At 40.8% G+C, this 24099-nt stretch carries 19 protein-coding genes; 14 read left to right on the top strand and 5 right to left on the bottom strand.

The annotated features are described in order from the left end of the window. Positions 1–42: 42 nt before the first annotated feature. The 9 genes from uvrA (at position 43) to AC6JAD_RS16100 (ending at position 15540) form a co-directional block, all read left to right on the top strand. A complete protein-coding gene (gene uvrA, locus AC6JAD_RS16060; protein WP_461303938.1) occupies positions 43–2874 on the top strand; it encodes an excinuclease ABC subunit UvrA in 2832 nt (943 codons plus the stop codon). A gap of 35 nt (positions 2875–2909) precedes the next feature. Further along, positions 2910–3599, top strand: coding sequence for an LOG family protein (locus AC6JAD_RS16065; RefSeq protein ID WP_461303937.1), 690 nt, complete (start codon positions 2910–2912; stop codon positions 3597–3599). A gap of 2 nt (positions 3600–3601) precedes the next feature. Continuing rightward, positions 3602–4861, top strand: a complete 1260-nt coding sequence (locus AC6JAD_RS16070) for a T9SS type A sorting domain-containing protein (RefSeq protein WP_461303936.1) — start codon at positions 3602–3604, stop codon at positions 4859–4861. Continuing rightward, the gene (locus AC6JAD_RS16075; protein ID WP_461303935.1) at positions 4858–7671 is read left to right on the top strand and encodes a gluzincin family metallopeptidase; all 2814 of its coding nucleotides are present in this window, start codon (positions 4858–4860) and stop codon (positions 7669–7671) included. The genes AC6JAD_RS16070 and AC6JAD_RS16075 overlap by 4 nt, the downstream gene beginning before the upstream one ends. A gap of 163 nt (positions 7672–7834) precedes the next feature. Beyond that, positions 7835–8059 carry a hypothetical protein gene (locus tag AC6JAD_RS16080; protein ID WP_461303934.1) on the top strand — a complete coding sequence of 75 codons (225 nt, stop codon included), beginning with the start codon at positions 7835–7837 and terminating at the stop codon, positions 8057–8059. 357 nt (positions 8060–8416) lie between these two features. Beyond that, complete coding sequence (locus AC6JAD_RS16085) at positions 8417–10831, top strand: alpha-ketoacid dehydrogenase subunit alpha/beta (RefSeq protein ID WP_461303933.1); 2415 nt, start codon at positions 8417–8419, stop codon at positions 10829–10831. A 308-nt stretch (positions 10832–11139) separates the two neighbouring features. Then, positions 11140–12807: an asparagine synthase B gene (gene asnB / locus AC6JAD_RS16090; protein ID WP_461303932.1), complete on the top strand. Its 1668-nt coding sequence runs from the start codon at positions 11140–11142 to the stop codon at positions 12805–12807. 126 nt (positions 12808–12933) lie between these two features. Beyond that, a complete protein-coding gene (locus AC6JAD_RS16095; protein WP_461303931.1) occupies positions 12934–14364 on the top strand; it encodes a choice-of-anchor B family protein in 1431 nt (476 codons plus the stop codon). A 63-nt stretch (positions 14365–14427) separates the two neighbouring features. Then, entirely contained in the window at positions 14428–15540 is a 1113-nt protein-coding gene (locus AC6JAD_RS16100; RefSeq protein WP_461303930.1) for a hypothetical protein, read from the top strand. An 8-nt stretch (positions 15541–15548) separates the two neighbouring features. Here AC6JAD_RS16100 and AC6JAD_RS16105 read toward each other — a convergent pair whose 3' ends face one another. Beyond that, positions 15549–16388, bottom strand: a complete 840-nt coding sequence (locus tag AC6JAD_RS16105; protein ID WP_461303929.1) for a 1,4-dihydroxy-2-naphthoyl-CoA synthase — start codon at positions 16386–16388, stop codon at positions 15549–15551. A gap of 69 nt (positions 16389–16457) precedes the next feature. On the opposite strand from AC6JAD_RS16105, the gene AC6JAD_RS16110 reads away from it, so the two are divergent. Then, positions 16458–17579, top strand: coding sequence for a C1 family peptidase (locus tag AC6JAD_RS16110; protein WP_461304012.1), 1122 nt, complete (start codon positions 16458–16460; stop codon positions 17577–17579). A gap of 41 nt (positions 17580–17620) precedes the next feature. Then, complete coding sequence (locus AC6JAD_RS16115; RefSeq protein WP_461303928.1) at positions 17621–18076, top strand: hypothetical protein; 456 nt, start codon at positions 17621–17623, stop codon at positions 18074–18076. On the opposite strand, the gene AC6JAD_RS16120 is transcribed toward AC6JAD_RS16115, so the two are convergent. Further along, positions 18070–18903 carry a CvfB family protein gene (locus AC6JAD_RS16120; protein ID WP_461303927.1) on the bottom strand — a complete coding sequence of 278 codons (834 nt, stop codon included), beginning with the start codon at positions 18901–18903 and terminating at the stop codon, positions 18070–18072. The two genes, AC6JAD_RS16115 and AC6JAD_RS16120, sit on opposite strands and share 7 nt — an antisense overlap. A gap of 87 nt (positions 18904–18990) precedes the next feature. Between AC6JAD_RS16120 and AC6JAD_RS16125 the strand changes: the two genes are divergently transcribed. Continuing rightward, complete coding sequence (locus AC6JAD_RS16125) at positions 18991–19410, top strand: hypothetical protein (protein ID WP_461303926.1); 420 nt, start codon at positions 18991–18993, stop codon at positions 19408–19410. On the opposite strand, the gene menD is transcribed toward AC6JAD_RS16125, so the two are convergent. Genes menD through AC6JAD_RS16140 form a run of 3 tightly spaced genes read right to left on the bottom strand, consistent with a single transcriptional unit; the run spans position 19400 to position 22590 of the window. Continuing rightward, positions 19400–21070: a 2-succinyl-5-enolpyruvyl-6-hydroxy-3-cyclohexene-1-carboxylic-acid synthase gene (gene menD, locus AC6JAD_RS16130; protein ID WP_461303925.1), complete on the bottom strand. Its 1671-nt coding sequence runs from the start codon at positions 21068–21070 to the stop codon at positions 19400–19402. The genes AC6JAD_RS16125 and menD overlap by 11 nt on opposite strands. Positions 21071–21095: 25 nt before the next feature. Next, on the bottom strand, positions 21096–22166 hold the full coding sequence (locus tag AC6JAD_RS16135; protein WP_461303924.1) for an isochorismate synthase: 1071 nt from the start codon (positions 22164–22166) through the stop codon (positions 21096–21098). Position 22167: 1 nt separating this feature from the next. Next, on the bottom strand, positions 22168–22590 hold the full coding sequence (locus tag AC6JAD_RS16140) for a PaaI family thioesterase (RefSeq protein ID WP_461303923.1): 423 nt from the start codon (positions 22588–22590) through the stop codon (positions 22168–22170). Between the two features lie 41 nt (positions 22591–22631). On the opposite strand from AC6JAD_RS16140, the gene AC6JAD_RS16145 reads away from it, so the two are divergent. Next, complete coding sequence (locus AC6JAD_RS16145) at positions 22632–23276, top strand: alpha/beta hydrolase (protein ID WP_461303922.1); 645 nt, start codon at positions 22632–22634, stop codon at positions 23274–23276. A 99-nt stretch (positions 23277–23375) separates the two neighbouring features. Beyond that, positions 23376–24083, top strand: coding sequence for a leucine-rich repeat domain-containing protein (locus AC6JAD_RS16150; RefSeq protein ID WP_461303921.1), 708 nt, complete (start codon positions 23376–23378; stop codon positions 24081–24083). Positions 24084–24099 lie beyond the last annotated feature (16 nt).

Here is a 24099-nt window from a genome sequence, read left to right on the forward strand (position 1 = left end):
CGACCTTCAAATTTTCAAACCATTTAAGTACCTTTGCAAACTATGGCAAAAAATGAAGAAGTTATTGAAGTTTTAGGGGCTCGCGTCCATAACCTAAAGAACATCGATGTCACGATTCCAAGGGAAAAATTGGTAGTGATTACGGGGCTTTCGGGAAGTGGAAAGTCTTCCTTGGCCTTCGATACGATTTATGCGGAAGGACAACGACGCTATATCGAGACATTCTCGGCATATGCCCGTCAGTTTTTGGGAAGTCTCGAGCGCCCAGATGTAGACAAAATAGAAGGTTTGTCCCCTGTTATTGCCATAGAGCAAAAAACAACCAGTCGAAGTCCCCGTTCCACCGTTGGAACCATTACCGAAATTTATGACTTCCTCCGACTGTTATTTGCCCGTGCGAGCGACGCCTACAGTTACCAAACAGGTGAAAAAATGGTGAGCTATAGTGATGAGCAAATTAAGCAGCTCATCATTAAGGATTTTGAAGGAAAAAAAGTAAGCATTCTCGCACCTGTTGTTCGATCCAGAAAAGGACATTATCGAGAACTTTTCGAGCAAATTGGTAAGCAAGGGTTTCTGAAAGTACGCGTGGATGGCGATGTTATGGATATCGTTAAAGGGATGCGAATTGATCGCTATAAAACACATGACATCGAAATTGTCATCGATCGTTTGAAGATTTCTGAAGCGAGTGACAAAGATAACCGCCTCACGGAAACCATTCTTACGGCTATGTACCATGGAGATGACGTCCTTATGGTATTGGATCATGAAACCCAAGCAGTACGCTTTTTTAGCAGGTCGTTAATGTGCCCCACATCTGGAATTTCCTATCCCAATCCAGAACCTAATAATTTCTCCTTCAATTCACCAAAGGGTATGTGCCCCAATTGCAAGGGGCTTGGAGAACTACATGAGGTAAACCTCAACAAAATCGTGCCGGACACTTCCCTTTCCATTAAACAAGGGGCCCTGGCACCACATGGTCCACAAAAGAGTAATTGGGTCTTTAAGCAGATGGAAATTATCGCCACCAAATACGACTTCAAACTCAGCGATCCTTTTGACAGTATTCCTAAAGAAGCCAAGGAAATTATTTTTCACGGAGGAAGGGAGACCTTCGATGTTGCTTCCAAGACGCTTGGAATCACCCGTAATTACAAAATAGACTTTGAAGGAGTGGCTACCTTCTTGCAGAATACATTTGAAGCCAACGAATCCAAATCCCTACAGCGTTGGGCAAAGGAATACATGGATAAAATCCCATGTTCAGAATGTGGCGGAAGTAGACTTCGAAAAGAATCCTTGAATTTCAAAATTAATGGCAAAAGTATAGCAGACCTGTCTGCCATGGATGTTATCGAGCTCTCAGAATGGTTCAGTGATATCGAAAAAGACCTTAGTGAGACCCAATTAAAAATTGCATCAGAAATTATAAAAGAAGTAAGGGCGCGATTGGGATTCTTAGTAAATGTTGGGCTTACTTACCTTTCACTCAATAGAAGTTCTAAATCCCTTTCCGGTGGGGAAGCACAACGAATTCGTCTTGCTACCCAAATTGGTTCGCAATTGGTAGGCGTGCTTTACATACTGGATGAACCAAGTATCGGATTACACCAAAGGGATAACGAACGCCTTATCGATTCCCTTGTTCAACTAAAAAACATTGGGAATAGCGTCATTGTGGTAGAGCATGACAAGGATATGATAGAAAAGGCCAACTATGTAATCGATATTGGTCCCGCTGCTGGCAAACATGGAGGTGAAATCGTATCTAAGGGAACACCAGAGGAAATCCTTGCTCATCATACCCTCACTGCAGATTATCTGAACGGAACCAAGGAAATTGAAATACCCAGCAAACGCCGAAAAGGAAACGGCCATATCCTTACCTTAAAAGGAGCCACTGGAAACAATTTGAAAAAAGTGGATATCTCGATCCCTTTGGGCAAAATGATTGGGGTGACCGGTGTCTCTGGTAGCGGTAAGTCCACCCTTATAAACGAGACTCTGTATCCTATTCTGAATGCACATTTCTTTAATGGGGTCAAAAAACCAATGCCTTACCAGAAAATTGAAGGATTAAAACACATAGATAAGGTTATAGATATTAACCAATCGCCTATTGGACGTACACCACGATCCAATCCCGCTACCTATACAGGGGTGTTTTCTGAAATAAGAAGCCTATTTGCCAAAGTACCAGAAGCAATGATACGTGGTTATAAACCGGGAAGGTTTAGCTTCAACGTATCTGGAGGACGCTGCGAAACCTGTCAGGGTGGTGGACTCAAGGTAATTGAAATGAACTTCTTGCCCGATGTATACGTAGAATGCGAAACTTGCCAGGGAAAACGTTTTAACCGTGAAACCCTTGAGATTCGCTATAAGGGCAAATCGATCTACGATGTATTAGAAATGACCATTAATGAAGCCTGTGGTTTCTTCGAGCACATTCCCAAGATCTATAGAAAACTAAAAACCATTCAGGATGTAGGGCTTGGTTATATTACGTTAGGGCAGCAATCCACTACCCTTTCGGGTGGTGAAGCACAACGAATTAAGTTGGCCACTGAACTATCCAAAAGAGATACTGGGAACACATTCTATATCCTGGACGAACCTACTACGGGTCTACATTTTGAAGATATCAGGGTCCTATTGTTGGTATTGAACAAATTGGTCGAGAAAGGAAATACAGTACTGATCATTGAGCACAACCTTGATGTTATTAAAACTGTAGATTACATTATCGATATTGGGCCAGAAGGGGGTAAAAAAGGAGGTAAAATAGTCTCTATCGGAACCCCGGAAGAAATTGTAACACAAGGCAAGGGCCATACCGCCAAATTCCTTAAAAAAGAACTACTTTAGCCTCTACGAGGTTATTTTCAATAAAAGAATGCGCTATGAGAACTGAAAATCATCAGAAGAATTGGAATGAAATAAAAACAAATGACTCTTGGGCCATATTCAAGATCATGGGCGAATTCGTTAACGGATTCGAAAGCATGAGCAATATTGGTCCATGCGTGTCCATATTTGGTTCGGCGCGTACAAAGCCAGACAACAAGTACTATAAACTCGCAGTAAGCATTGCCAAAAAAATTACTGAGCATGGCTATGGTGTAATCACGGGTGGTGGACCAGGAATTATGGAAGCGGGTAATAAAGGAGCGCACCTTGCAGGAGGTACCTCTGTAGGCCTTAACATAGACCTTCCCTTCGAACAACACGACAATCCATACATTGACAGCGACAAGAGTTTGGATTTCGATTATTTCTTTGTTCGTAAAGTAATGTTCGTGAAATATTCCCAAGGTTTTGTGGTCATGCCCGGTGGGTTTGGAACCTTAGATGAACTGTTTGAAGCGATGACATTGATACAGACCCATAAAATTCAGCAATTCCCTATTATCTTGGTAGGTACCGATTTTTGGGGTGGACTCATAGATTGGGTAAAATCGACACTTCTTGAGGCTAACCAAAATATTAGCCCTAAGGATTTAGACCTAATTCACATTGTGGATTCCGAGGATCAAGTATTGAAAATACTGGATGATTTCTATAATAAGGCGAACTTTAGTCCAAATTTCTAATTTTGAAGACCCCCTCCCCCATATTCAAAATAGCAGTAATTACCGCTCTTCTCCTCAGCTTTACTTCTGAGGCGCAAGAAAGGGTTAAGGTAATGTTTTACAACCTCTTGGAGTATCCAGAGGCGCAACCGGCTTACAATCGACAATTATTGCTGCGGGAAATTATTAACACCTACGAGCCCGATATTTTAATGGTCTGCGAATTGCAAAGTCAAGAAGGAGCTGACGAAATACTGGACGTTTCTTTGAATGATGGTGATGTTGTGTATACCGCACCTCCATTTGTGGACAATCAGTCGGGTGAGGCAGACCTACAGCAATTGGTTTTTTACAGAACCGATAAGTTCCAATTGCTACAAACGGACATAATTGTTACAGATGTGCGCGATATTAATCGCTATGAGCTTCAGTTAAATACAGCTAACGGAGATATAGACCCTGTGATATTAGACTTATATGTTTGCCATCTCAAAGCAAGTCAAGGCGGTGAAAATGAAACACTTCGTTTTGAAATGGTCACCGAATTTACAGATACCATGGGCGACCTTGATCCCAATTCTTATGTGTTGTTTGCAGGGGACCTAAACCTATACACTTCAACCGAGCCTGCCTATATAGAATTATTAGACCCTACCAACCCCATTGTACTGGTAGATCCTATCGACACGCCTGGTGCATGGAACAATAATGAAGATTTTACTGCGGTCCACACCCAGAGTACCAGAACAAGCTCAGGTCCTTTTGGAGCGGGTGCTGGAGGTGGTTTGGACGATCGTTTCGACTTCATCCTCATATCCGAAAACATGACCACCGATCCTAAACTTAGATATGTGGAGGATACCTATGAAGCCTATGGCAATAATGGCAATTGTTACAATTTAAGCATCAACAATTCCAACTGTGTAGGAGACTATGGTACGAGCCTTCGATCTAACCTATACAATATGAGTGATCACTTGCCTGTTGTGATGGAATTAGAAACAAATCAAGAAGTCATACTATTAAACGGTACGGATTTTGAGGCTCAAAACCCGTTGGAAGTAACAAATACATGGGTTCAAAGCAACCTTCGGCTATATATTCGGTCTAATGAAATACAAGACCTTCAAATCGTTGATATGCTCGGAAAGCAATTGATGCATATTCCTATACAAACAACAGGGGAGCAAATGATAAATGTATCGCATTTCCCTGAAGGTGTTTACCTGCTAACAACTTCTCAAAACAACTTTTATCCAATTAAATTTGTAAAAGGTAATTGAAGAAGCTCCCTGTTCTCATATTCGCTGTGTTATGGTCGCTTGCCTCTTGGGCACAGCACGACATTACTGTAGATGCCCGCCTAAAAGCCGATTCACATACCATTGAAATTGTACAGGAAGTTGTTTACCATAATACAACTGAACATACATTAAACGAGATTTATCTATTAGATTGGGCCAATAGTTTTTCCAACAAAAACACACCTCTCGCCACTCGTTTTGCTGAAAATTTTAAGAGTGGGTTTCATTTCGAAAAAGACGAAAATCGAGGAAGAACCTTAATAAAGAATATCTCTGACAACCAAGGAAATTTAATAGATTGGGAACGTGGTAATGAGGTGGACATTCTAAAGATTATTCCGAACAAAAACATTGAACCCGGAGGGTCCTTTACCGTAAAAATGGAGTATACGGTTAAGCTTCCTGAAGACAAATTTACCCGTTATGGGGTTACCCGAAATGGGGATTACAAGCTAAAACACTGGTTAATTACCCCTGCCGTTTTTAATGGGGAATGGCAACATTATAGCCATAAGAATACAGATGATTATTTTCAGCCACCCTCAAATTTCTCAGTTACCTTTCACTACCCCAGCAACTATAGCTTATTCACAGATCTTAATACGAATCAGGAGGAGGACATCCAAGGTGTAAAAGCAATTGGACTGGAAGGTAAAAATCGAATGTCTTTTTCCATTCACCTTCAGAAGGTCCGGAATTTTGAAAGCATTGTGACCGATCAGGTAGAAATGGTAACCGATTTAAAGGACAAAAAGGTTTCTCCCACGAACAAAGCCATATTGGTAGATCGTCTTACAAGGTTTCTGGGGGACCGCTTGGGCTCCTACCCTTTCGAAAAGATCATTATTAGCGATGCCGAATACCGCACAAGTCCCGTCTATGGATTAAATCAACTGCCCGATTTTATAAGTCCGTTTCCCAACGGATTCGAATTGGATATGGAGTTGCTCAAAACCACCACAAGAAAGTACATTACCCAGACGCTGCCACTCAATCCAAGGAAAGACCATTGGCTAATTGGAGCTTTACAGATATATCTCATGATAGATTATGTGGATACGTATTATCCTGAAATGAAAATCATGGGAAGCCTGAGTAATTTTTGGATAATTGATTGGCTCTATGCCTCCGAATTGGAATTCAATGACCAGTATCCTTTTCTATACCTCAATATGGCGCGGAATAATCTGCATCAATCATTGGAAACCCCTCGGGATTCCCTTCTCAAGTTCAATAAGCAATTAGGAAGCGATTACTATGCAGGCCATGGACTTCATTATTTAGCGGATTATTTAAGTAAGAATGTGGTTGATGAAACCATAAAGACATTTTACAACAACCACAAGTTAAAGCTTACGAATCCAGTAACTTTCAAAGAAATTCTGAAATCCAACTCGGATCTTCCCATCGATTGGTTCTTCACAGACTACGTGGGAAAGCGTACCACCATAGATTTCAAAATTAAAAAAGTAAGGGAAGTTGGTGATTCCTTAGAAGTGTCCATTATAAACAAAAAGGACAATGTTATGCCTGTTTCCCTTTACGGGCTTAAAAAAGATTCTGTACTATTCAAAACCTGGGTTAGACCCATAGATAGCATCGCCACTATTAGGGTGCCCAAAGAAGGGGTCAGAAAACTGGCATTAAACTATGAGGGGGAAATTGCCGAATTCAATAGGAGGAACAACTTCAAGGCGGTTAAGGGTATTTTTAATCGACCGCTTCAGTTTCGCCTTTTCAAGGATATTGAAAACCCTAAGTTCAATCAGGTGTTCTTTATGCCCGTTTTTCAGTACAACTTATATGATGGATTTAGCTTAGGGCCCAAGGTCTACAATAAAACATTGCTTCCGAAGGGAGTACATTATAAGTTGGAGCCCCAATTTGGTTTCAGGTCCAAGAAACTAATTGGTAAAGGGTCATTGGTATATACAGAGCGTGTGGATAATGGAAATCTGTACAGTATGCGTTATGGAATCTCCGGAAGTTTCTTCTCCTACAACAGAGGTTTGTTCTATAAACGCCTTTCACCCTTTATCACCTTTGCCTTCAGGGATAATGATGATTTGAGAAAGAACAAAAAACAGTTCATCAATATTAGGAACGTGAATGTTTTCAGGGATGAAGACCCCAACGATCCGGATCAGGACCCCAATTACAGTGTCTTCAACTTGCAATATGTGTATAGGGACAACAATCTTATCGATTTCTACCGTGGTGTATTCGACTATCAGATTTCGCAAAAGTTCAGCAAGATTTCTACTCAATTCGAATACCGGAAATTGTTCTTAAGTAATAGACAATTGAATGTTCGTTTTTATGCGGGATTGTTTGTCTTTAACGATACTGGAGCAGATAGTGACTTTTTCAGTTTTGCTTTGGATAGACCTACCGACTACTTATTCGATTACAATTATTATGGGCGAAGTGAGGATACCGGGCTTTTCAGTCAACAACTTATTATTGCCGAAGGTGGCTTTAAATCACAGCTGGAGCCTGCATTTGCCAATCAATTCATATCTACTGTTAATGCCAGTACGAATATCTGGAAATGGGTCTATGCCTATGGCGATGTTGGATTGGTAAAGAACAAAGGAGAAAAGGTAAAAGGCGTATGGGATACGGGTATTAGGGCTAGTTTGGTCGCCGATTATTTCGAACTGTATTTTCCCCTCTACTCCAACATTGGCTGGGAGCCAGGTCTGCCCAATTATGATCAGCGCATCCGCTTTATCGTAACTCTTGACATTAAAACACTACTTGGGCTATTTACAAGGGAATGGTATTAGTGCCCCACACCCTGATAAATTTTCAATTCTTCAAAATTCTTTTATTCTAGCCCCGTATTTTTCGGAGAGCTACAAACAACTTAATTGAAATCACCCGGGTTCCCTATGCCAATAGGACTCGGGTTTTTTCTATTTTTGAGGCAACCATAATCAAACCAATTATATGCTAAACAACTGGAAACTCATTGTTCTGCTCTGTCTTACCCTGGGACTTGCACCCTATAGCCCAGAACCACACCTTTGGGGTAAATTGAAATGGGTTTGGGGAGGCGCCCAAGGAATGAAGGCGATGGATGTTTTTGATCTTATCCTGCACTCCTTGCCTTTTCTATTGTTGCTTAGGTGGCTAATTATTAGAACATCTAGACTGAATAAAAAATCATCCTAATAATACCCATTTAATTGTAATATCTGGATCGCCCCCTTCTGCAATTTGAATTAATATCTCACTCCCAAAAGTCATGGTGAAGTACGCTTCCCAAGAACCATGCTATTCTTTGAATTGTGGATTCCCAAGTTTTCAGGGATTAGCTCAATTTAAGTAGTTCTCTGTCTCATAAAATCTATGATAATAGCATTAAAAATCCTTGTGTTATTTTTTATCAATTTAAAGTTTGATTACGAATTTTATAATTTTAGCGAGTAAGATCATATTATTTTTGAATTATTCGCAACACTTTAACATCTAGCATCATTGCAATTTTGATTGAATTTAGCTACTTTTGCAAAACAAAATTCCCTTTATATGCAAACAAACCCTCAAGTAAACAGTGAGCTTTCTTTTGAAGACTTCAAAGCTGAAGTTTTGAACGATTATACCATTGCTGTTACCAGTAGGGAATGTAGTTTGTTGGGACGCCGGGAAGTACTAACAGGAAAAGCCAAGTTTGGAATATTCGGAGATGGTAAGGAAGTCCCTCAACTGGCATGGGCTAAGGCATTCCGTAATGGTGATTGGAGAAGCGGGTACTACCGTGACCAAACATTTATGATGGCAATAGGAGAATTGAATATAGAACAATTCTTTGCAGGTCTTTACGCCCATACCGATATTAAGGCCGATCCTATGAGTGCTGGACGCCAAATGGGAGGTCATTTTGGCACGCACAGCCTTAATGAAGATGGAAGTTGGAAAAACTTGACGCAACAAAAAAATAGTAGTGCGGATATCTCCCCTACGGCAGGGCAAATGCCAAGACTGTTAGGATTGGCGCAAGCTTCCAAGATTTTTAGAAATCTACCGGATTTAAAACACAAAACGCAATTCTCCATTAATGGGGATGAAGTGGCATGGGGAACTATTGGTAATGCAAGTACGAGCGAAGGGCTTTTCTGGGAAACCATGAATGCCGCTGGTGTATTGCAGGTTCCTATGGTTATGAGTGTTTGGGATGACGAGTATGGAATCTCTGTGCATGCGAAGCATCAAACCACAAAAGAGAACATTTCTGAAATCCTCAAAGGGTTTCAGAGAGATGAGGAAACGCCCGGTTTCGAAATAATTAGGGTAAAAGGATGGAACTATGCGGAATTAGTGGATGCGTTCCAAAAAGCTGGCAAAGTAGCCCGTGATGAGCATGTTCCGGTATTAATCCACGTGAACGAATTAACGCAGCCCCAAGGACATTCAACCAGTGGTTCACACGAGCGTTATAAAAGCCCCGAAAGACTTCAATGGGAAAAAGAGCATGATTGTAACCTTAAAATGAGGGAGTGGATGATCGCTAGCAATATTGCGACTTCCGAGGAACTGGATGCTATAGAAAAAGATATAAAGAAAAAAGTTCGGGAAGGTAAAAAAGCTGCATGGTCCTCTTTTCTGGCTCCCCAACTAAAAGACCAGGGAGAAGTAGTTACACTGCTAACCCACCTTGCAGAAAGCAGTCCTAATAAAGTCTTTATCGAAAAGATAAAAAATGATCTGGCTTCCAACGAGGAACCCATCCGTAAGGATATCCTTGCAGCAGGAAGAAAAGCGCTGCGCTATGTGGTTGCCGAGGAAACCAGTGAAAAAAGGCAACTTCAGGATTGGATAAATAACTATTTCGAAATTATTCAACCAAAATATAGTGCCCATCTGTACTCAGAAGGTGAGAACAAAGCAACACAAGTATCGGAAGTAAAACCATCCTATGATGACCATTCAGAAATGGTAGATGGTCGCTTGGTCTTACGGGATAACTTCGATGCCATTTTCAATAATCATCCGGAAGCATTGGTTTTTGGCGAAGACAGTGGTACCATTGGTGACGTAAATCAGGGGCTCGAGGGTCTTCAGGACAAATACGGAGAATTGCGGGTAAGTGATACCGGAATCCGTGAAGCCACCATCTTGGGACAAGGAATAGGTATGGCCATGCGTGGACTCAGGCCTATTGCCGAGATTCAGTACTTGGACTATATCCTGTACTGCTTACAGATCATGAGTGATGATTTGGCTACGGTTCGTTATCGAACCAATGGCATGCAGAAAGCACCTTTAATTGTTAGAACGAGAGGGCATCGTTTGGAAGGCATTTGGCACAGTGGTTCTCAAATGGGTGGACTTATTCATTTACTAAGAGGAATGTACCTATTAGTTCCCCGCGACATGACCAAGGCGGCCGGTTTCTACAATACGTTGTTAGAGAGTGATGAACCTGCGGTGATTGTAGAATGTTTGAATGGGTACCGATTAAAGGAAAAAATGCCTACAAACCTAGGCGAACTTCGAACTCCGATAGGAGTCGTTGAAACAGTTAAGGAAGGTTCGGATATAACATTGGTTTCTTATGGAAGCACACTTCGGATCGTTCAGGAAGCTGCTATAGAATTACAGCAAGTAGGTATTGATGCCGAGGTTATCGATGCCCAGTCCTTACTGCCGTTCGACTTAAATCATGATGTGGCCAAAAGTGTCGCTAAGACCAATCGTCTTTTGGTAATCGATGAAGATGTGCCAGGTGGAGCTTCTGCCTATTTGCTTCAGGAGATTGTTGACAAGCAGAATGCCTATAATTTCTTGGACAGTAAACCACAGGCATTGGCTGCACAACCTCACCGTCCTGCCTATGGAACCGATGGGGATTATTTCAGTAAACCATCGGTAGAAGATGTGTTCGAAAAGGTATACAGCATCATGAGTGAGGTGGATCCAACTTCATATCCAACACTTCGTTAAGCACATACTTAGTATTTTGAGCATTAAAAGTGTAGGAAAATACACTTCAACGAATTCTTTGTGCTTTTATCCAGAATTCAATAAAATTTTCAATAATAATTTGGAAAAGCAATATTTTTATTAAACATTTACACCAAGCAAAGAGAAAATTCAAGTAATGCTATTATCTGTTTTCAATAATAATTTGAATAATAACAACGGAAATCCGTAGCAGAAACTTGTACCCTATATAAACCCGTCAAGTTTCGAACCTGACGGGTTTTTTTATGGGATTAACTTTTAGATTCATCTTATAAAACTTTAATATCATGTGTGGAATTGTATGTGCATTCGAACTTAAGCAACCAACAGAAGTGTTGCGACCTCAATTATTATCTATGGCGAAGTGTATTCGTCACCGTGGACCGGATTGGAGCGGTATTTTCGATACCCCAAAAGCTATTATGGCGCACGAACGCCTTGCCATTGTAGACCCAACCAGCGGAAAACAACCCTTGTTTTCTCCCGATAAAAATCTGGTACTTGCGGCCAATGGTGAAATCTATAACCACATGGAATTGCGCAAGCAGTTTGAAGGATCTTACGAATTTCAAACCAAAAGTGATTGCGAGGTTATCTTAGCATTATACCAAGAAAAAGGAGTAGATTTCCTTGACGAATTAAATGGCATCTTTGGTTTTGCCATATATGATGTTGACAAAGACGAGTATCTTATTGCCCGTGATCATATGGGGATTATTCCACTGTATATGGGATGGGACCAAAATGGAACTTTCTATGTAGCATCAGAACTTAAGGCATTGGAAGGTGTATGCACTAAGATTGAACTCTTTCCCCCGGGGCATTATCTACATAGTTCGGATGGAGAATTGAAGCGTTGGTGGACACGTGATTGGATGGATTATGAAAATGTAAAAGACAATGAGTCTTCTATCGAAGAATTGCGCGAAGCCCTTGATGCTGCTGTGCATAGACAATTAATGAGTGATGTACCCTACGGAGTCTTACTTTCTGGTGGGTTAGACTCATCCATAACCTCTGCCCTAGCAAAAAAATACGCAGATAAGCGAATTGAAAGTGGTGACCAAGAAGGAGCTTGGTGGCCTCAACTTCACTCATTCGCCATAGGGCTGGAAGGGTCACCGGATCTGGAAGCCGCACAGAAAGTGGCAGATCATTTAGACACGGTGCATCATGAGGTGAAATTTACAATCCAAGAAGGGGTAGATGCTATTCGAGATGTAATTTATCAGTTAGAAACCTACGATATTACTACTATTAGGGCTTCCACCCCAATGTATCTCATGGCCCGTGCCATTAAGGCCATGGGGATTAAAATGGTACTTTCGGGTGAAGGAAGTGACGAAATATTTGGTGGTTATTTATATTTCCACAAAGCCCCCAATGCGGAAGAATTTCATAAAGAAACCGTCCGAAAGTTGGATAAACTGCATCAGTATGATTGTTTAAGGGCCAACAAATCACTTGCTGCATGGGGAATTGAAGGAAGAGTTCCTTTCTTGGACAAGGAGTTTATGGACGTTGCCATGCGATTGAACCCACAGGATAAAATGATTACTCCTGAGCGTATGGAAAAGTGGATTCTGAGAAAAGCATTCGAAGATATGCTTCCGGAAAGTGTGGCTTGGCGTCAAAAAGAACAATTCAGTGATGGAGTAGGCTACAGTTGGATAGACACCCTAAAGGTAATGGTCGATAAAGAAGTAACCGACGAGCAAATGAAAAACGCACAATATCGCTTTCCAATTCAAACCCCAACCAGTAAAGAGGAGTTCTACTATCGTTCCATTTTTGAGGAACATTTTCCAAGCGATACAGCTGCCCTGAGTGTCCCCTCTGTTCCTTCGGTTGCGTGCAGCACCCCAATAGCTTTAGAATGGGATGAAAGCTTCAAGAATATGAATGATCCAAGTGGGCGTGCAGTGGCCAACGTACATGAAGAAGCATACGAATAATCAATTCTGTTAAACAGTCAAAACCACCTTTAACGAGGTGGTTTTTTGTTTTACGACTAGAATGCGCTTAAAATTTCAGCAACTCTTCAAAAAATACACTAGCTTAGCAACAAAAGATCTATTGTTATGAAAAAAAATATTCTTTTACTTCTTGTCTGTTTTCCTCTTGTAATAAACGCTCAAGCACCCTGTGAGAGTGGTATGGCTGGTATATACCCCTGTAATGGTTATGACCTCCAAGCATATATTTCATATACGACCATGGGAGCCTCAAACGCCAATGATTCATGGGGTTGGACAGATCCGCTAGACGGTAAAGAATATGCCATTGTAGGATTAAATAACGGTACTGCTTTTATAGATATTTCCGATCCTTTTAATCCTGTGTATTTAGGTAAATTACCTACCGCTACGGGAACGGCAACCGCCAGGGACATTAAAACCTATAATGACCATGCTTTTGTGGTTAGTGACAACAATGGCGCCCATGGAATGCAGGTATTCGATTTAACACGATTAAGAAATGTGACCAATCCGCCTGAAACCTTTGCAGAGGATGCCTTATACTCAGATTTTGAAAATGCCCATAACCTTGCCATTAATGAGGATACGGGTTTTGCCTACGCTTGTAGAACAAACTTGTTTGGTGGAGGTGTTCATTTTATTGATATAGACGATCCGCAAAATCCAGTGAACTCTGGTGGTGTTAGCGGGGTATTTACCCATGATGCACAAATTGTTACCTATGATGGGCCTGATTCTGACTATACAGGTCGCGAAATTCTATTAAGTTTCAATGGGTTCGATGAGGATATTACTATAGTAGATATTACGGACAAAAGCAATCCGCAGGTCATTTCCAATTTCGATTATACCACTAGCGAACATGCACATCAGGGATGGCTTACGGAAGACCAACGGTTTTTAATTGTGGGCGATGAATCTGATGAATTAAACCTGGGCTTTAACACAAGAACCATCATTTTTGACCTTACCGATTTGGATAACCCAGTCGAGTCATTTGAATATTTCGGCCCTACAAGTGCTACAGACCACAATGGTTATGTACTTGGGGATCGATACTATCAAGCCAGTTATAATGCAGGAATGCGTGTTATTGATATCTCTGATATTGCCAACGGAAACATGACAGAAATAGGTTATTTCGATGTGTATCCGTCCAATAACTCTTCGGGGTTTAGCGGGGCTTGGAGTGTATATCCCTATTTTGAAAGCGGTAATATCGTTATCTCTTCCTTAGGCAGTCAAGGAGGGTTCTTTTTGGTAAAAGAGAGCACCTTAGGGGTGAATTCGTTCGATACCGATTTGGGCATTGCTGTCTATCCCAATCCCGTACAAGATCGCCTGAACATTCAAAGTCCGGATAATGTAGTCATACTTAAAACACGTTTGTACGATATTATGGGACGGTTGATTCAAAGTACCGAAGGTACTAGTACTGAACTTTCTATTCCAACCACCCAAAGTAGTTTCTTGATCCTCCAAATTGAAACGGATCATGGTACTGTGTCTAAAAAGTTGATTGTCGGTAAATAAAAATAGCACACTAAGCATTAACATAGAATAAGTTCTTCTAGGCAATTAATGTATCTTTATCGTATGCCATCTATTCGGTTTCTTAGTTTACTGATTATCGTTTTATGCCTCCATGGTTGTTCCAATGATGACGGTGATGGATTGCATACGGATCCCCCACCGCCAGATTTTATGGCTCCAAATGTTACGGTTATTGCTGCGAACAATACGGAGGTACTGGAAATTTCAATTTCTGGAATTTCGACTGAGGTATCTACGGTGAATTTGACTTCGGACTTAGGGATTACGACCAATGATTTTGCCAATACCAATAAGAACATTGTTACTTGGTTCCGAAGGGAAGGTGCCAACTTTAAAGTTTGGAAACGTGATTTGGCCTCCAAAACGACAGAAGCCTTTAACGACATTTGCTCCATTTCTGGTGAGTTCCCGGCTTTCGTGTTGGGTTCCAGCGATAAATTAGTTGCCTTTTCTGAAGCTAGCCTAAGCCAAAACACCTCGGCAAATATTCGTATTACCGAAACAGGTGATAATTGCACGCTCACTCAGTTGTTGAATACGGGTATCTTATCGGCAACCATTGAAAAGGATTTATGGGTATTTGTAAGTATTGGTATTGGGGGTGCAGAAAGTGAGCTTCAGAAACATGATTTGGATACTGGTGAAATACTAGCCACAATACCCGTTTCTGAATTTTCCGTAAGTATCACGCAAAACGGAAATGACATTTACGTCTTTTTTAGTGACCGCTATCATGTCTACGACGCGTCGACCCTTTCCTTAAAAAATGTAGTGCCCTTCCTTCCTTCGGTGGGTATTTTAATGGAGAATGGCTTTTTCGATTCTCAATTTAATGGAAATTCGATGTTGGTTACATTAGATGTCCCACAGCCCAACCCCTTATCGGATTGGCCGGGAATAATTGATATTACCAACGGAGAATTATTGAGCCTGGACAATCTAGGGTTCTTCCTAACGAATAATTTACGTGAAATTGCAGGTTATGGCAGTGCATCGCTAGGCAACTATACAGTAGACCTAGAAAATGGGATTATCGTTTACAGCTTTTCAAACAATAGCGATGTACATGGTATTCTCTATACCAATTTTGAAGCTGAAGTTTTAAAGATTGTTGATTTAGAGCTTGCTCCGACCGAACTTTTCATCACCCAATAGAAGCCACTTTAAGGCAGCCACTTCTTATCGAAATTTGGCTTTCGCTTTTCGAGGAAAGCATTGCGACCTTCGACTGCCTCATCTGTCATATATGCCAACCGTGTCGCTTCCCCAGCAAATACCTGCTGCCCTACCATTCCATCATCCGTAAGGTTCATGGCGAATTTCAGCATTTTAATTGAAATAGGTGATTTGGCCAAGACTTCTTGAGCCCATTCATAGGCAGTTTGTTCTAACTCGGCATGAGGAACCACCGCATTCACCATTCCCATATCATATGCTTCTTGTGCACTATAATTCCGTCCCAAAAAGAAGATTTCACGTGCTTTCTTTTGCCCTACCATTTTTGCCAAATAGGCACTACCGTAGCCACCATCAAAACTTGTTACATCTGCATCGGTCTGCTTAAAAATGGCATGCTCTTTACTAGCAAGTGTCATATCGCATACCACGTGAAGGCTATGTCCGCCCCCTACGGCCCAACCCGGCACCACACAGATGACGGCTTTAGGCATAAACCGAATAAGGCGTTGCACCTCTAGAATGTTCAATCTGTGATATCCATCCTGTCCTACGTATCCCTGGTGTCCCCTGGATTTCTGATCCCCACCACTGCAAAAACTATAAATGCCATCTTTAGGAGAAGGGCCTTCGGCCGAAAGCAATACAACCCCAATACTGGTATCCTCCTGTGCGTCGTTAAAAGCATCTAATAACTCAGAAGTGGTATGTGGTCTAAATGCATTACGAACTTCGGGTCTGTTAAAAGCTATTCGGGCAACACCGTCACTTTTCTTATAGGTGATATCGGTATATTCTTTGGCTGTTTTCCAGTTGGGTGTCATCATATTTTATATTTTAGCTTCAAAGATACTAATTCCCCAGTTCGGGGCATTCCATTTAATACCCAAGAAATGATGAAAAAGATAATCCTCTGTCTAGCAATCGCGCTTCTAACTTGTCAAATTTCGGCTCAAGAAGCTTATAAATTCACTGAAATTATTGATTTAGAAGCTACACCCGTTATAAGTCAAGGAAGAACAGGAACCTGCTGGAGCTTTTCCAGTACTTCCTTTTTGGAATCTGAAATTATACGGCTTACCGGAAAGCAAATCGATCTATCCGAAATGTATACGGTTCGTAATACCTATCCAAAAAAGGCAGAAAATTTTGTGATGCGACAGGGAAAAGCACAATTCAGTGAAGGAGGGTTGGCTCATGATGTGATGAATTCCGTGGCGGAATATGGCCTAGTTCCCAATGAGGCATTTAGTGGTTTGGTGATGGATGATTCGTACCACAATCATGCAGAATTGGCTGCTGTATTGCGATCTATGGTAGAAACCTATGTAGATAATCCAGGGAAAAAACTGAGTAAAAAATGGAGAAAGGCTATCGACGGGGTTCTTTCCGCCTACATTGGCAGTAATCCTTCTACGTTTACGTATGAAGGGAAAAGCTATACGCCCCAATCCTTTTTGGAAATGACTAAAATCGTACCCAGTGACTATGTGAGCATCACTTCATTCAGTCATTCGCCATTCTATTCCGAATTTATTCTAAACATTCCAGATAACTGGAGTTATGGAAGTTTTCATAATGTGCCATTGGATGAAATGATCGGTGCCATAGATTATGCACTGGAAAAAGGTTTTACGGTGGAATTGGATTGTGACGTAAGCGAGCGCACCTTTTCTTCTAAAGACGGTGTCGCTGTTATTCCCATGGATAAAGAAAACAATAAAAAAGCATTGCAAGGGGTATATCCAGAAAAGAAGATTTCCCAGGAATACCGTCAAGATGAATTCGAAAACTTCACTACTACCGATGACCACCTAATGCATATTACTGGAACGCTTCAGGACCAAAATGGAACCAAATATTACAAAGTGAAAAATAGCTGGGGGTCTGATAGTTCAAGGAACGCTAATGGTGGATATGTATATTTTAGCGAAAGTTACATGCGACTAAAAGCCATTAGCATTACGGTTCATAAAGATGCTATTCCCAAGGATACGGCTAAAAAGTTAAACTTATAGATACTCGATAAAACGGTTCAATTTTTGATGTTCATTCACCAATGAAAAAACTATGCCTTTTACTACTCTTGCTTCCCGTTTTGGGTTGGGGTCAATATGACTTCGAAACCCGTTATTTTAAGATAGATGCCACTTCGCTTCCGGGAATTTCAGAAGAGTATACATTGAATTTGGATTTTGAAAGTGCACCGAACTTTCAGAATAAGAACATCAAGGATTTCTTTAAGGTAACCGTAGAAAATTACTACGAACCCGTTAGCATGAGTGAGGCATATTCAGAAACCCTGCAATACCGGAATAATAATGTAGATGTAGAACAGTTGCAGGCACAATATGGTGGTGCTTCCGGGGGAACTGCCCAGTATGGAGCCGATGGTGCTACCAAAGTAAGAAATACGGTATATAAAGAGCAACGTGGTTTGGATTTTCTGGATCCATGCCCTCCATTCGGAATTTGCGGTCGATGTGCACCTTATCGAGTAGGAAGGGGCTATTGATTTAATTCGATGCCGTCTTCCTTAATAGTAATTTGCTTGTCCTTAAAAAGACTTCCTATCGCCTTTTTAAAGCTTTTCTTGCTCAAACCCAATTCATTTTTAATCGCATCTGGATCCGATTTGTCATGCAGTGGCAAAAAGCCTCCAGCGGCCTTTAACTCATCTAGGATATACTGTGCATTGGGTTCTATACTCCTATACCCTGGCGAATGTAAAACCAAGTCAATCTTATTGTCCGACCTCACTTTCTTCACATAGGCCTTGAGACGGTCACCGGTACGAATATCCTCAAATATATCATCGATATAAATCAGTCCTTTGTGCTTTCCATTTACAATGGCATTGGCACCCTTGTCGGTTAGATGGGTCACCATAATGGCTACTTCATCATATTTGGAAACCGTAATCTCGCTATTATCCAGGAATTTATTGGTCTTACTGGTCCCAACCAAACGTTGTGTCTTATCGTCTACATACAAATACACTATATACCAACTGCCTTGCTTCATGGGACGAGCTTGTTCCTTAAAGGGTACAAACAATTGCTTCACCAAGCCCCAATCCATAAATGCCCCATATTTGTTAACGGCACTGCATTCTAAATAACCAAACTCATTTAGTGTTACATATGGCTTGTCCGTAGTAGCTACGGGACGTTCTTCATTATCGAGGTAAACAAAGACTTCTAGCGTATCTCCAATTTCGAAGGATTCTGGCTTATACCTGTTCGGAAGTAATACTTCATTTTCCTCTTCATCCCCTAAAAATAGGCCAGGCTCGGTATCCCTTAAAATGGTTAGTTTTTGAAATTTCCCTAGTTGCAACATAGGGCGCAAAGATACAATTAAAACGTTCCCTGCGCTCAGAATCCATCTTATTTAAATTTGTATCTTAGAGGCAACTAACTAACCTTTATGTCTCTAGACAGCCCTCATAACTTGCCTGGGGCACCTCCTCTTTTGCATTTCATTGAGAATGCACTGGCTAAGGTTTGGATTTACGAAAACATCGTGATTACAGAAGTGGTGCAAGGGGTAAAAATAGACTATAAGAATACCTTCGATTTAATTGTCAAGGGGGTTAACTATGTAGACTATAAACCATGGGTATATATTTCTCACAGGTTACATCCTTATGATGTTGACCCTTCTTTTTTCAAATACGTGAATCTTATTCCTTATTTAAAGGGTGTTGCCATTGTATATCCCAAGGGAACGAATGCACCCATAGAATTACCCGAAAAAAAAGCCATTACTAGAAAAGTAGGGATTTTTGAAGATTTAACCGAAGCCTACCTATGGGCAAAGGCGTTACTTCAGAAGTCTAAGAAATAAACTTGAAATACTCCAAAAGCACATCATCATTAACTTGGTATGGAGTAAAGATTTCTAGAATCCTAGGGGCTTCAGAAACATCATAGAAACTCTCTAGCTCTTTTCTTAATGAAACCTCATCATTGGCTGTATGGTATTCGAATCCGTACATCCTGCTTAATTGTGAAGCATCCAGATCGTGTTTTGTTTCAAAAAACTGCTCGAAATGTTCAGAGCCCTTCGCTTTTGGTAAGATCCTGAAAATTCCACCTCCACCGTTGTTTAAAATGATAATTCGGAAACTTAGGGGCACGTGATTATTCCAAAGGGCATTGCTATCGTAGAAAAAACTCAAATCGCCGGTAATAAATACCGTTTGCTTTTCTGAAATTACAGCAGCCCCTATTGCCGTGCTGGTACTTCCGTCGATACCGCTGGTACCCCGATTACAATACACGTGCAATGAAGCATCTAAATCGAACAATTGAGAATAACGAACCGTGGCACTATTTGCCAACTGAAGTAGTGTTTGTTCTGGAAGGGTTTCGAATATTATGGAATGCGCTACAAAATCAGAAAACGGCGATTTTTGCAAGTAATTAATATGTTTTGCATCCCTTAGGTGCTTTACTTTCAACCAAGAATTTCGATACCCAGAGGATTCCCTTTTATAATCCCTTTCAAAACGACAGAAAAATTCATTGACCGTCAATTTAAAATGATGCCTTAAACTAAAGAAAGTATCGTATCCTTGATAGGGTCCCACATGGAAATGCGCTTTCGGTTGATGTTGTCTTAAAAAGGCTTTTATTTTTTTCGAAACCACCATTCCTCCAAAAGTGACCAAAACATCGGGGCGCAACGCTTCGAAATCATCCTCCCCTAAGTGCATGATAATCTTATCTATACCGGGAAAGAAGTTTTTGTGATGCAGATTAGAGGTAGTTTCTGTAAACACCAATACACTTTCATCCCCTGCCAAGAGTTCAATGATTTCTTTGTTTATTGAATTTGGGGGTAAGGTTCCCACCAATACCATTTTACGCTCTGAAGACCTCCAGTCCTCCGAGAAGTTGTCATAAGCATCCTCATTCAACTGATATTCGCGATTTGCATCAAAAGATATTTTGCCCAAAGAAACGTCTAGTGTTGGGGTCACTTCGTACAGGGGCTCCGAAAAAGGCACATTGATATGTACAGGACCATTTTCTGATAAAGAGATATTCAATGCTTTATAAATTTCCTTCTCATTAAATCCTTGATAGGTTTCCCCTTCTTTACAATTTGCAGTGTACAGAATATGATTCTGATAGACGTTCTCTTGTCTTATGGTTTGCCCGTCGCCAACATCGATAAGGTGTTCCGGGCGGTCTGCAGATATAACCACCAAAGGAATATTACTGTAAAAAGCTTCAGCAATGGCCGGATAATAATTCAAAAGTGCAGAACCTGAAGTACAAACCAATGCCACCGGCTTATGTAGTTGTTGAGCCATTCCCAATGCAAAAAAAGCGGCACAACGCTCGTCTACAATACTATAACATGTAAAGTCTGGGTGCTGGGTAAACCCTATTGTTAAGGGAGCATTTCGGGAACCGGGCGATATGACAATGCGATCGACTCCTGCAGATAAACATATTTGGGTGACGGTTTGAGAAAGGATCTTCTTCGAAAAATTCATCTATGCAAAATTACGAACTACAATGTCAATTCGAAAGCATTGGTGCCAATACCTGAAGCATTGTTTGTTTTTTATTCTGGGTTTCCTCCCATTCCAATTGGGGGATAGAATCTTGCGTAATACCACCACCCACATATACATGGGCTTCATTCCCTGTAATTTTCATGCAACGAAGGTTAACATATAACTCGGCAGTACTAAGCCCATCTGCAGTACATCCCAAATAGCCCGTGTAGAATTCCCGATCATATCCTTCTTCACTTAGAATGAAATCGTAAGCCAGATTTCTTGGTAATCCACAGACGGCCGGAGTAGGGTGCAAATTTTTGATGACGGCAGCCAAATTACTTCCTCCCTTTGGGAATACTCCATTAAAGTCGGTTCGTAAATGAACCAATGATCCCGCAACATGATTTCTCGTTTGAGAAACTTTCACGATTCCGGTCACCTTCTGTAACTTGTCTGCAATATCATTGGTAACCCATTGTTGCTCCAAAAGTTCTTTAACACCCCATTTTGGTTCTCTGCCTTCTACATATTTTTGAGTCCCCGCCAAGGCCATCGTACTAAAATCCTTACCATCCACTTGTAATAACACCTCTGGCGTGGCCCCCACCCAAAGTCCTGATGAAGGATGAAACCAAACATATCTAAAGGCCGTTTCATACAGGTTGAAAAGACGATGTACAACTGTGGTTAGTTCTAATGATTTTAACGGAACGATCTCCTTTCTGGAGACAACAATCTTAATCAAGCCTTTTTTTTCAATTGCCTTTAAAGAATTTTGCACCAATTGAATATGTCTGTCTTTTTCTTCGGTATTGGTGGCAAGATTCAAATCTACCCTTTTCACATTGGAAGGGATCCAACGAACAGAAATAGAATCACTTTCATCATCTGGTATTAGTAAGGTTTTATCCTGTGAAAACGATGCAAATACAAATCCACTTTCATTGAAATCATGGGTTGTAAAGGTATTGTTACTCCTTTGGAAGGATCCCGAAATGGTTTCAGCCCTTGGCGGTAAATAAACGATGAAAGGAAAGCCAGCTTGGAAGTGTGAATCAATTTTATCAAGCAGGTCCGAAAATTCCATATTAGGCTTTTGGCAATGTTATGGTGGTGAATTTAATCATGGACACCAATTCATCCTCCTCATTTGCAACCCGAACTTGCCATAATTGTGTCGTCCTGCCCTTGTGCAATACCGTAGCTTTGGCATACACATAACCCGAACGCACGGCTTTCACATGGTTGGCGGCTATTTCTATACCCCGAACCGCAGCATTTGGATTGTTCAAAACGGTAAACGCCGCTGCACTGCCTACACTTTCTGCCAACGCTACCGTAGCTCCTCCATGCAATACCCCGTCTGGTTGATGTACCCTTGAAGTAACAGGCATACGTGCCGTTAAAGAATCCTCGGTAACATCTACGTATTCAATTTCAAGGGTTTCCATAAGCGTATTTTTGCATATGGCATTACATCGGGAAAGTATCTCTTCTTTGGAATGGATCATTGTAAAACTTTACTTTTGTAAAAATACAAAATGCACTTTATATGATCGCGGAAAAAGCGGCAAGTTATTCTACCACTAATACCTATTCTGTTGTAAATAGCTATTCTGAAAAAACCAAGAACGTATGGCTGGTATTTCATGGAATGGGTTACTTAAGCAGATATTTCGCTAAGTACTTCGAAGCCCTTAATCCGGATGAAAACCTTATTATCGTACCGCAAGCGCCATCAAAGTACTACCAAGGTGCAAATTTTAAACATGTAGGAGCCTCTTGGCTAACCAGGGAAAACACGGTATCCGAAACACAAAATGTTTTGGCGTATATAGATAGTGTTTGGGCTGCTGAAAAGCCGAATAACATACCAAACTTTATAGTATTGGGCTACTCACAGGGCGTTTCTATTGCTACAAGATGGTTATCCAGCAGAAAAATCACCTGTAACACCTTGATCCTCCATAGTGGTGGCATTCCCAAAGAATTGATCCCTACCGACTTCAATTATTTACCCGATGATACCAATGTTATTTACATATATGGAAATAAGGATCAGTATATTACCGAAGCTAGGAAGACAGAAGAATCCCTGAAAGGATCCCAACTTTTCGGCAACCGCCTTACGGTAACTGTTTTCGAGGGTATACATGAAGTACATGTTCCTTTTCTAGTACAAATAGCTGAAGAATAGCAAATTGAATTGTGCATTTCGTCGATTTTTTTTGGCGTTTAATCTTATTAATTGTTTCTTGTAGGAAATTTTGTAAGAATTTACACCAACCTCATAGCGATGAAACGTAAACTAACCATTCTTTTCACCCTACTACTTACCTGTCAAATCTATGCCCAAGTTCCAAATTCGGAGCTGGAAGCAATGAATGATTTGTATCAAGCTACCCAAGGGGATAATTGGAATCAAAAATGGGATTTAAATGAACCCGTTGCCAATTGGCCGGGAGTAACCGTAGTAGATGATCATGTTACAGAAATTCGTATGCTATTCAATAATTTGAATGGCGAATTACCTCAGAGTTTGGGGAACCTAACCGAACTAAAGGTTCTTGAACTATCTTTCAATAAAATAAACGGAACAATACCAAATACGATTGGAAGTCTTAAGAAATTAGAGCTGTTGGCCCTTAATGGAAATAATCTTAAAGGTGCGCTGCCAAACAGTCTTGGAAACCTGACGAACTTAAAGCAGCTTCATCTAAGCAGTAATCGTTTATCTGGGGAACTTCCTTCTTCATTGGAAAAACTCGAGTCCCTTGAGGTATTTAATGTATTCGATAATAAATTAGATGGAAATGTTCCATTGGGAATTGGAAAAATAAGAAGCATTAGGGAATTCATAGTTGCCGAAAATAACTTTGGAAATGCTAGTGAAATCTCAACTATTCTACTATCCAATTCAGCAAGTATAAATTTAGAAGGTAATAGCTTAAATCCATCTGCGAAATCGATCATTGCGATCGAAACTAGCGACGACGAAAACTAATCTTCGTATAGTAAGT

The sequence above is a fragment of the Aureisphaera sp. genome (assembly GCF_059726885.1).

Coding starts and splice junctions, on each gene's coding strand:
- uvrA (WP_461303938.1), top strand. CDS start 43: ATGGCAAAAAATGAAGAAGTTATTGAAGTTTTAGGGGCTCGCGTCCAT.
- AC6JAD_RS16065 (WP_461303937.1), top strand. CDS start 2,910: ATGAGAACTGAAAATCATCAGAAGAATTGGAATGAAATAAAAACAAAT.
- AC6JAD_RS16080 (WP_461303934.1), top strand. CDS start 7,835: ATGCTAAACAACTGGAAACTCATTGTTCTGCTCTGTCTTACCCTGGGA.
- AC6JAD_RS16085 (WP_461303933.1), top strand. CDS start 8,417: ATGCAAACAAACCCTCAAGTAAACAGTGAGCTTTCTTTTGAAGACTTC.
- asnB (WP_461303932.1), top strand. CDS start 11,140: ATGTGTGGAATTGTATGTGCATTCGAACTTAAGCAACCAACAGAAGTG.
- AC6JAD_RS16095 (WP_461303931.1), top strand. CDS start 12,934: ATGAAAAAAAATATTCTTTTACTTCTTGTCTGTTTTCCTCTTGTAATA.
- AC6JAD_RS16100 (WP_461303930.1), top strand. CDS start 14,428: ATGCCATCTATTCGGTTTCTTAGTTTACTGATTATCGTTTTATGCCTC.
- AC6JAD_RS16105 (WP_461303929.1), bottom strand. CDS start 16,388: ATGATGACACCCAACTGGAAAACAGCCAAAGAATATACCGATATCACC.
- AC6JAD_RS16110 (WP_461304012.1), top strand. CDS start 16,458: ATGAAAAAGATAATCCTCTGTCTAGCAATCGCGCTTCTAACTTGTCAA.
- AC6JAD_RS16115 (WP_461303928.1), top strand. CDS start 17,621: ATGAAAAAACTATGCCTTTTACTACTCTTGCTTCCCGTTTTGGGTTGG.
- AC6JAD_RS16120 (WP_461303927.1), bottom strand. CDS start 18,903: ATGTTGCAACTAGGGAAATTTCAAAAACTAACCATTTTAAGGGATACC.
- AC6JAD_RS16125 (WP_461303926.1), top strand. CDS start 18,991: ATGTCTCTAGACAGCCCTCATAACTTGCCTGGGGCACCTCCTCTTTTG.
- menD (WP_461303925.1), bottom strand. CDS start 21,070: ATGAATTTTTCGAAGAAGATCCTTTCTCAAACCGTCACCCAAATATGT.
- AC6JAD_RS16135 (WP_461303924.1), bottom strand. CDS start 22,166: ATGGAATTTTCGGACCTGCTTGATAAAATTGATTCACACTTCCAAGCT.
- AC6JAD_RS16140 (WP_461303923.1), bottom strand. CDS start 22,590: ATGATCCATTCCAAAGAAGAGATACTTTCCCGATGTAATGCCATATGC.
- AC6JAD_RS16145 (WP_461303922.1), top strand. CDS start 22,632: ATGATCGCGGAAAAAGCGGCAAGTTATTCTACCACTAATACCTATTCT.
- AC6JAD_RS16150 (WP_461303921.1), top strand. CDS start 23,376: ATGAAACGTAAACTAACCATTCTTTTCACCCTACTACTTACCTGTCAA.